Annotated in this window: 9 protein-coding genes; 3 read left to right on the forward strand and 6 right to left on the reverse strand. The window is 63.7% G+C overall.

Annotated features, from left to right (window positions below; all coding sequences use genetic code 11):
- Nucleotides 1-378: 378 nt before the first annotated feature.
- A complete protein-coding gene (locus WAN02_RS12385) occupies nucleotides 379-1,581 on the forward strand; it encodes a cytochrome P450 (RefSeq protein WP_422264464.1) in 1,203 nt (400 codons plus the stop codon).
- Nucleotides 1,582-1,587: 6 nt separating this feature from the next.
- On the opposite strand, the gene WAN02_RS12390 is transcribed toward WAN02_RS12385, so the two are convergent.
- The 6 genes from WAN02_RS12390 to WAN02_RS12415 form a co-directional block, all read right to left on the reverse strand.
- Nucleotides 1,588-2,325 (reverse strand): alpha/beta fold hydrolase, encoded by a 738-nt coding sequence (locus WAN02_RS12390; RefSeq protein WP_422264466.1) that lies wholly within the window; start codon nucleotides 2,323-2,325, stop codon nucleotides 1,588-1,590.
- A gap of 82 nt (nucleotides 2,326-2,407) precedes the next feature.
- Nucleotides 2,408-2,974, reverse strand: a complete 567-nt coding sequence (locus tag WAN02_RS12395; protein WP_422264474.1) for a TetR/AcrR family transcriptional regulator — start codon at nucleotides 2,972-2,974, stop codon at nucleotides 2,408-2,410.
- A 61-nt stretch (nucleotides 2,975-3,035) separates the two neighbouring features.
- Complete coding sequence (locus WAN02_RS12400) at nucleotides 3,036-3,362, reverse strand: hypothetical protein (protein WP_422264467.1); 327 nt, start codon at nucleotides 3,360-3,362, stop codon at nucleotides 3,036-3,038.
- On the reverse strand, nucleotides 3,362-4,675 hold the full coding sequence (locus WAN02_RS12405; RefSeq protein WP_422264468.1) for an aromatic ring-hydroxylating oxygenase subunit alpha: 1,314 nt from the start codon (nucleotides 4,673-4,675) through the stop codon (nucleotides 3,362-3,364). Before WAN02_RS12405 ends, WAN02_RS12400 begins: the two co-directional genes overlap by 1 nt.
- The gene (locus WAN02_RS12410) at nucleotides 4,672-5,559 is read right to left on the reverse strand and encodes an enoyl-CoA hydratase/isomerase family protein (protein WP_422264469.1); all 888 of its coding nucleotides are present in this window, start codon (nucleotides 5,557-5,559) and stop codon (nucleotides 4,672-4,674) included. The genes WAN02_RS12405 and WAN02_RS12410 overlap by 4 nt, the downstream gene beginning before the upstream one ends.
- A 105-nt stretch (nucleotides 5,560-5,664) precedes the next feature.
- Nucleotides 5,665-6,630: a TIGR03621 family F420-dependent LLM class oxidoreductase gene (locus tag WAN02_RS12415; RefSeq protein ID WP_422264470.1), complete on the reverse strand. Its 966-nt coding sequence runs from the start codon at nucleotides 6,628-6,630 to the stop codon at nucleotides 5,665-5,667.
- Nucleotides 6,631-6,717: 87 nt separating this feature from the next.
- On the opposite strand from WAN02_RS12415, the gene WAN02_RS12420 reads away from it, so the two are divergent.
- Entirely contained in the window at nucleotides 6,718-7,422 is a 705-nt protein-coding gene (locus tag WAN02_RS12420) for an SDR family NAD(P)-dependent oxidoreductase (protein WP_422264471.1), read from the forward strand.
- A gap of 9 nt (nucleotides 7,423-7,431) precedes the next feature.
- Nucleotides 7,432-8,895 carry an aldehyde dehydrogenase gene (locus WAN02_RS12425; protein WP_422264472.1) on the forward strand — a complete coding sequence of 488 codons (1,464 nt, stop codon included), beginning with the start codon at nucleotides 7,432-7,434 and terminating at the stop codon, nucleotides 8,893-8,895.
- Nucleotides 8,896-8,952 lie beyond the last annotated feature (57 nt).

Consider the following 8,952-nt stretch of genomic DNA (forward strand, 5'->3'; position numbering starts at 1 on the left):
CGCCATAGTTGACCTGCATGCTGTTGTCGCTGTTGTAGAAGTACGCCGGTTCGATTCCCTGTGCCGTTGCGGCGCTGGCGGCCAGCGCGGTCACCGCCGTTGCGCATATCGCCGAAGCTTTCGGGATGAGTTTCATGGAGTGGCCCCTGCTTCCCGTCGAATGTGGCTGACGCATCGTCCAGCCATTCTGCCGCCTATCGCGACCGGATACCCGCTTATCGGAGGTCTATTCGCCACGCGTCCGGGGCCTTGACGGGCGCCGCACGGGGCTGCTAAACATGGCGTGCGCCCGAAATTGGGCGATCGCCCAAAACGCTGCAAACGGAGGGGTGGCGCTACCGGTCGACGTCGGCAGCTGCCTGAAGTAAGGAAGCATCCATGACCGTCGCACATGAAACCGACGTCTACTACGACCCCTACGACACGGGGATCAACACCGATCCGTATCCGACCTTCGCGCGGCTGCGCGAGGAAGCGCCGATCTACTACAACGAGCAGTACGACTTCTGGGCCATCTCAAGGCATTCCGACGTCGAACAGGCGCTGGCGAACTGGCAGGTCTTTTCCAGCCGGCGCAGTGACATCCTGGAATTGGTGAAGTCGAAATTCGACATGCCCGGTGGCGTGATGATGTTTCAGGATCCCCCCGAGCACACCACGCTCCGCGGTCTGATGTCGCGGGTGTTCACCCCGCGCCGGATGGCCGAGATCGAAGATCAGATTCGGGCCTATTGCGTGGGATGCCTGGACCCGCTGGTCGGTTCGGGAGGATTCGACATCATCGCCGAGCTCGCGTCGATGATGCCGATGCGGGTGATCGGAATGCTGTTGGGGATCCCCGAGTCCGAGCAGATCTCGGTGCGCGACGCCAACGACGCCAATCTGCGCACCAAGCCCGGGACTCCGCTCAAGGTCGCCAACGCCGACTCCATCGCCGACGGACGCATCTACGCCGACTACGTCGAATGGCGGTCCAAGAACCCGTCCGACGATCTGATGACCGCGCTGCTCAACGTCGAATTCGACGACGAGGATGGCGTGCACCGCAAGCTCACCCGGAAAGAGGTACTGCATTACACCCAGGTGGTCGCGGGCGCGGGCAACGAGACGACGGGCCGGCTGATCGGCTGGCTGGCCAAGGTACTCGCCGAACATCCCGACCAACGCCGGGAAATCGAGCAGGATCGGTCACTGCTGAATCGCACTGTCGATGAGACGCTGCGGTTCGAGCCCACCGGGCCGCACGTGGCCCGGTGGATGGCAGAGGATTTCGAGTGTTACGGCACCACCATCCCGGCCGGCAGCGCGATGCTGCTGTTGTTCGGCGCGGCCAACCGCGACCCCCGCCGATACACCGACCCGGACCTTTTCAACATTCATCGCGACAACATCTCGCACATCACCTTCGGCAAGGGTGTGCACTACTGCCTGGGAGCCAACCTCGCCCGACTGGAGGGCCGCGTCGCGCTGGACGAGATCCTCAACCGCTGGCCCGAGTGGGATATCGACTACGACACAGCACAACTCGCGTCGACGTCGACCGTGCGCGGGTGGGAGAAGCTGCGGATCCTGCTGCCCTGATAAGGGCTACGCATAGAGCCGGCAGCGGCCGACGAGGATTTCTGCCAGCTGTTCCGGCGCACTGACCATCATCATGTGACAGCCCTTCATCTCGATCAGCGCCTGCACGCCGCCGAGCGCTTCGATATTCTTTCGTTGCACATTCGGGGCGAGCGCACGATCGCCCAGGGTGAGTATCCAGGTGCGAGGAATGTCATGAGGCATTCCGCGCCAAGACACTTTCTCCGTCAGCATGTGGAGTGATTCCGGATAGAGCTTGCCGCGCATGAATCGGCGGCGGTGTGCCGGAACCCCGTTCATGTACGCGAAACGCGCTAGCAAGCTTGGTGTTTGGCGTGGCACACCTCTTTTCGCGAAGCGTCGAGCGATTTTTGCGAGTAGCCATGGCAAGGTATCCACCAGTGTCTCGCCTTCGGGCGGAAGGAACGACGCAGCGAAGATCAGTTCGCGGACTCTGGCGGTTCCCAACTTGCTTGCCATACCGGGCAGCGTCATGCCGCCGATTGAATGGCCAACGATAACGATGTCCGTCAACCCTGTGCTCTCGATGTCGCCGATGAGCGAATCGACGCAGTCAGCGATCGACATCTCCTTCAGGTTGCCAGGCTTGCCCCGCCGCCCGGGCATGTCGAGGGCAAGCACGGTTAAGTCCGGTGCCAACCGCTGGATCTCATCGGTCGTGAGCTTCCAAGAATCGGCCGCGAGTCCGCCCCCGTGTACAAGGACCAATGCGGGCAGTGCCATGGCGCGCCTCCTCGAGCGCCGCGAGTCGCGCGCTCAGGATCGCATGGTAAATCCGGCAACGATGCGGCGAGGGGGATTAACCCTAATCCGCGCCGTGGCCGCGATGGGCCTTGGGCTCCGGCATTTCGAATCGGTCCAGGAAGCGGTTCACCAGTGCGACGGCCTCCTGGTGGCCGCCCGAAGAGCCCAGTCCCTCTTCAAGGATCAGGGTGCGGCCGATCGCGGCGATGACAACGGCCAGCCCGGCCGGCGGATATTCGTTCGCGTCGAGGTGATGTTCGCGGACGATGAAATTCAGTGCGGTGATCTGCATTTCGCGCCAACGCTCCGACCAGGCCGCGATCTCTGCGCGGATTTCCTTGCGGTGGTTGGCAAGTCCCATGAACTCCAGCAGCAATCGGGTGTCCTTGGGTGCGATGAGGGTATCCCAGAACGCATGCAGTGGTCGGTCGGACGCTAACGCCTTCTGCTGACTTTCCAGGTATCCCGCGGCGCCAATCCGGAAAACCGCCAGATACAGCTCGTCCATGGTCGGGAAGTAGTAGTGCACCAGAGCCGGTTTGACCCCGGCCTGGGCCGCGACCCGGCGTGAGGTGGCCGCGGCATAACCCTCCTCGACCATGATCTGACTCGTCGCGGCGATCAGCATGTCGCGCGTGCTGGAGTCGCGTGCCTTAGGTCGGGTGGATGCGGTCACCTTGGGAGTCCTATCACACCGCCGGCTCAGCGACCATCTCAAAGAAGGCGGCACCCGAGTCCGGGATCCGGTTCTGCTTGAACACGTTGACGGCGTAGGAGACCAGGATCATCGAATACAGCAGGTGCAGCAGAGTTGCCGCGTCGTCGGGCAAGTCGTCGATATCGAGACCGTTGAGATAGGCGATCGCCTTCTCGGCCCGCGGCGCCACCGCATCGTAGAAGTTGACCAGCTCGTCGAAAGGCTTCGACAGCCGTGCTTCGTAGCGTTGCGCCCGAGTCGGCAGCGCCCAGTCGACGACAAACGGCTCGAGGTCGGAGAATTCCTGTGGCAGTGGCACTATGCCTCCCGCGTGCTGTTGGCCGACTGATAAGCGCCGACGGTGTCACGGATGACCGTGTGGAACTGGCGGATGAGCAACTCCTGGTCGCTGAGGTGGAAGGTGTTCTGCGCTCGTGTTTTCAGTGCAGAATGGGTGGCCTCGATGGTGTTCACGTCCTGCATGGCGAACTCGATCGTACTGTCGACCACCAATTCCTGCGCAAGGCGATCGGCGGCGTTCGCCGGCCGCACGAAGTACAGGTCGATCTCGTAGATGTGCGAGTCGACCGTTTCTGGCCAGTAGGTGTACGTGATGTAGTAGCCGCGTGCCCAGATCTGGATCGAAATGTTCGGGAAAAGCCAGAACTGGTCGTTGCCCCACGATGCGATGTTGCCGCGGTTGAGGAAATCGGCTCCATCGTTGTCGAGTCCGATGTCGGGAACGTCGTCGGGACCGAAAAGCCCTGCGCGGAACAGCTTGTAGACCCAGCGCTGGTCCTGGCGGGCGGGTCCGGCGGTGCCAGGTTCACGGGCTGGCAGTGGCGGCGGCCCGGGAACCGAGGTGAGCATGTGCGGGCGGAACAGCTCGTAGTGGTAGGAGTCGACGGGCGGCACCATCTTCTCGGCCTTGGCGACGTCCGGGTCGATGAAACGGCCGTGCACGTACGGCGGGTGATACCACTCGCATACCGAGTCGACGGCAAGTTTCCAGTTGCCGTTGATCCGAGTCGAGAAGCCGTAGTGCTGGGTCATCTTCTCGAATGGATAGCCTTCGATGGGCAGCAGTCCGTCGCTGAGGAAGCTGCGCAACGGAACCGGGTCGTCAGCGAGATTGATGAAGATGAAACCCGCCCACACCTCGCAATGCACCGGGGGCATCCGCAGCGAGTTCTTGTCCAAGTTGAAGAACTCGCCCTCGTTGGTGATGTGGTTGACCTTGCCGTCCAAGCCGTAACGCCAGCCGTGGTACTTGCAGGAGAACGCGCGGCAGCTCCCCGAGGATTCCTCGCCGGGGTGTTCCTGCCAGACCACCTTGGTGCCGCGGTGAGCGCACACGTTGTGAAACGCGTGCACCGTGTCGTCGAGGTCACGCGCGATCACAATTGAAGCAAGCCGCCCGGGCAGATCGCGGGTGAAGTAGGAGCCCTTGCGCGGTAGCCGTTCGATTCGCCCGACGCACAACCAGTTTCGCTTGAACACGGCTTCGCGTTCGGCGGTGAAGAATTCCTCAGAGATCGAGTCTTCGTAATTGACCGGGGCTGTCCCCAGTTCGGGGTAGTCGGTGGTGAACTTGCCCCGCCCGGTCGACAATCGTTGTTGGATGCTGGTCACGGGGGCACTCCTTCGTTGCGTTGACCGCCATTACTCCAAGGTTCCTGGTCCCAAGCTCGATCGAGTGGCGCCATCTCGCCGCCGAACGGGAAAAACGCACGCTGTGCGTAGGTTTCGCGGGCCAAGCCGTGACCCAGCTCGTCGATGAATGCCCGCTTGAGCGGGTTGGTAAAGAGTTGACGCGAGTAGCGCAGCGTCAGCGGTGGGCGCTTGACGAGCTCGCGGGCCAGTTCCCAGGCTCGGTCCAGCACTCGGTCTTTGGCCAGCACCTCGTTGACCACGCCCCAATCCTTGGCTTCGGCTGCCCCGAGCTTCATGCCAGTCAACAGGAAATAGCGAGCACGGGTGTGGCCGGCCAGAAAGCTCCAGATCACATGCTGGCCGTCGCCGGGCACCTGGCCGCGGGGGAAGTGCGATGCGTCCTGGAAGTAGGCGTCCTCGGAGGCCAGCACGATATCGCCGAGCAACGGCACCTCGGAATGCATGTTGCACGGACCGTTGACAGCGCTGATCATCGGCACGTCGACGTCGAGCACGTTGGTGATCAACTGCCTTGCATACCAGGCCTTTTCGTCGAGCTTGTTCAGGCCGCGGGTGCCTGGCATCAGCAGGTAGTCGGGCTTTTCGACCGGATCGCCGTTGGGCATCCGCCCCCAGTTGGCGTTGTAGTTCTCGCCGGTGCCGGTGTGGATGAGCACCTTGATCTCGCGGTCGCCGGCGATGTCGGCGAATGCATCCGACATCTGGTCGTGCGCCCGCCAGTCCCACACCAGGCTGTCGCCGTTGGTGTGGCACTGCATGAGCAAGATGCCGTCATCGGAGAGTTCGAATCGATAGTTCGGGTACCGGTCGTGGTACTCGCTGTATCGGGTCCGCTTTGCCATTGCGTCGTCTCACTCCTGCGGTGGTCATGCCGGCGCCATCACTATTTGAGCGATCGCCCAATAGTTAGGTGCCATGTTTACATCTCCGCACGCAGTGGTCAAGGTTTAGCGGCCGCTGAGCCGATCCACAACCGGAGCGAACGACTCGATCTGCGACTGCTGTACCGTGACGTAATTGACGCCGAGCGAATCCCGTTGCGAATACAGCATCTCCACAACGGTTTCCAGCGAGCCGATCATGACGTTGGGATGTTCGCGCAGCACGTCGGCCGAAATTCCGGTCGACGACGCCGCTCTCGCCAGCTCGGCTTCGGGGTCGTCGGTGATCGCCGTGAAGTAGGGCGAACTCTCAATTTCCAGCCCGCCGTAGCGCTCTCCGGCAGCGGCCCGGACCACGTCGATCCGGCGTTGCGCCACGGTGTATGGATCCAGGCCTTGGGCGTCGCGCGCCACAAACGGCACGCTGGACATGCAGACGATGTCGGCTTCCCGGCCGGCGAACGACAGCATCCGCGGTCCGCCGCCGCCGATCATGATCGGCGGATGCGGGCGCTGCACCGGGCGCGGCCGGCCCGCGTAGCCGCGCACCTGAACGATCTGGCCGGCATAGTCCAACTGCTCGCCGTCCCAGTGCGCCTTGATCAGCGACACCACCTCGGCGAGCTTGGCGATTCGCCGCACCGGTCGGTCGAAGGTCAAACCTATTGCGTTGTATTCGGTTTCGCTCCAGCCTGCTCCGATGCCCATCTCCAGCCGACCATCCGACAGCAGATCCAGGGTTGCGGCCTCTTTGGCCAACACGGCCGGCACGTGATAGTCGATGCAGAACACCCGACACCCAATGCGAAGCGTCTCGCTGACGGCGGCCGCCGCAGCCATCGCCGCGATCGGCGCGAGGTCTTGACGAGGGGTGCGCGCGACTTTCTGCGCGGGACCGGGACCCAGATAGTGGTCGGCGAGGAAAAGCGTTGAGTACCCGAGATCTTCGACCTTGCGAACGGTATCGCGCCACGCACGTCCGCCGGTTGCGTTGGTCGCCTGCACGGCGAAGCGAAACGGTGGCCTGTCCATGGGCTTGACCATAATCGACGCGGAATGATAGGCATGACTAGTTTGGGCAGTCGCTCAGGAAAGTTGCCAAGAAGGGTCGTAGCGAACTTGAAGACCGCGGTCGTGACGGGCGGTGCCTCGGGGATTGGTCGCGCCGTCGCCGAGCGGTTGCGCAGCGACGGATTTCAGGTGGCCGTCATCGACGTGTCGCCCACTGACGGCGAGTTCGGTCACGTCGCCGATGTCACCGACCGCGCGCAGGTGGACGCCGCCGTCGCGGCGATTCGGGAGAAGTTCGGCCCGATCCTGGTGCTGGTCAACGCGGCCGGGGTGGAAGGCTTCCAGAAGTTCTCCAAGATGACGTTCCCGGAGTGGTCGAAGGTGATCGACGTCAACCTCAACGGTGTATTCCACACCATCCAGTCGGTGCTGCCCGACATGGTCGAGGCCGGCTGGGGTCGCATCGTCAACATCTCGTCGTCCAGCACGCATTCTGGCCAGCCATTCATGGCGCACTACGTGGCGGCCAAATCCGCGGTGAACGGCCTCACCAAATCGCTGGCTCTGGAATACGGCCCGTCGGGCATCACCGTGAACGCCGTCCCGCCGGGGTTCGTGGACACACCGATGCTGCGCAGCGCGGAAAGCCGACACCTGCTCGGCGGAACCGTGGAGGACCACATCAACCGCACACCCGTGCGTCGGGTGGGCCGGCCCGAGGACATCGCTGCCGCGTGCGCATTTTTCATTTCCGACGAGGCCAGCTACATCACGGGGCAGATACTCGGCGTCAACGGCGGTCGAAACACCTGAGAGGACCAGATGTACCAGAGGGACCAGAGGGACCAGCTTTTCATCGATGGGAAATGGGATGGTGCCCACGGTGATTCCGTCATCACCGTGATATCGCCGCACAGCGAGGCCGAGATCGGTCGCGCGGCGTGTGCGGGGCCGGGCGACGTCGACCGGGCTGTCCAGGCTGCCCGTGCGGCGTTCGACACCGGACCGTGGCCGCGGATGCAACCGAGCGAACGGATCGAGGCGATCGGGCGCCTGGCGGCCGTCTACAAGGAACGGCGAGCCGACATGGCGGCACTCATCTCTGCCGAGATCGGTGCCCCGATCAGCTTCGCGAAAATGGCGCAGGTCCGGCTTCCGCTGACCATGATGTCGGCGTTCTGCGGTATCGCCGGTAGCTACCAATGGCAGCAGGACCGTCCGGGGTTGTACGGCAAGGACATTCGGATCAGGAAGCAACCGGTCGGGGTTGTCGCCGCGGTGGTGCCGTGGAACATGCCGCAGTTCCTGACCGTTGCCAAGGTCATCCCGGCGCTGTTGGCCGGGTGCACGGTGGTGCTCAAACCGGCGCCCGAGTCGGTGCTCGATGCGCTGCTGCTCGCTGACCTGGTCGCCGAGGCGGATCTGCCGCCGGGTGTGTTGAACGTGGTGACCGGTGGCCGCGACGTCGGCGAGCTGCTGGTGAGCCACGCCGGCTTGGACAAGGTCTCCTTCACCGGATCGACGGCGGCCGGCCGGCAGGTCGCGCTCGCGTGTGCGGCGGGGCTGAAGCAGGTCAGCCTCGAACTGGGCGGCAAGTCCGCGGCCATCGTGCTCGACGATGCTGATCCGTCGGCTGTTGCCACCGGCATACAGATGGCCAGCCTGGCCAACAGTGGCCAGGTCTGCAACGCGCTGAGCCGGATACTGGTGCCCGCGGCTCGCGAGGCCGAGTTCGTCGACGCGCTGGCGGCGGCGATGGAGTCGATGCCGGTCGGCGACCCCGCCGACCCCAACACCCAGATCGGCCCGCTGGTGGCGCAGCGTCAGCAAGAACGCGTCCGCGGCTACATCGAATCGGGCCGCAGCGAAGGGGCACGCCTGGTGGTCGGCGGTGCCGACATGCCCGATGGCCTGGACACCGGCTGGTACGTCCGGCCGACGTTGTTCAGCGACGCCAACAACGACATGCGGATTGCGCGCGAGGAAATCTTCAGCCCGGTGCTGACCGTAATCTCCTACCGCGACGAGGACGAGGCAATTCAGATCGCCAACGACACCGAGTACGGGCTGGCCGGGTCGGTGTTCACCGCCGACACCGATCGCGGATATGGCGTGGCCGCGCGCGTGCGATCAGGCACCTTCGGCGTCAACGAGGGCTACATCATGGATCCCGCCGCCCCCTTCGGCGGCGTCAAGAACAGCGGCTACGGTCGTGAACTCGGGGTCGAGGGAATCGACAGCTACACCGTGAGTCAATCGATTTCGGCTGCGGCGCAAGCGAACTAGTGCTTGCCGCCGCCGACTTCGGCGGGCAGCGGCGGAGGTAACGGCGCCGTCGACGAC

Source organism: Mycobacterium sp., assembly GCF_049281135.1.
Taxonomy (GTDB): Bacteria; Actinomycetota; Actinomycetes; order Mycobacteriales; family Mycobacteriaceae; genus Mycobacterium.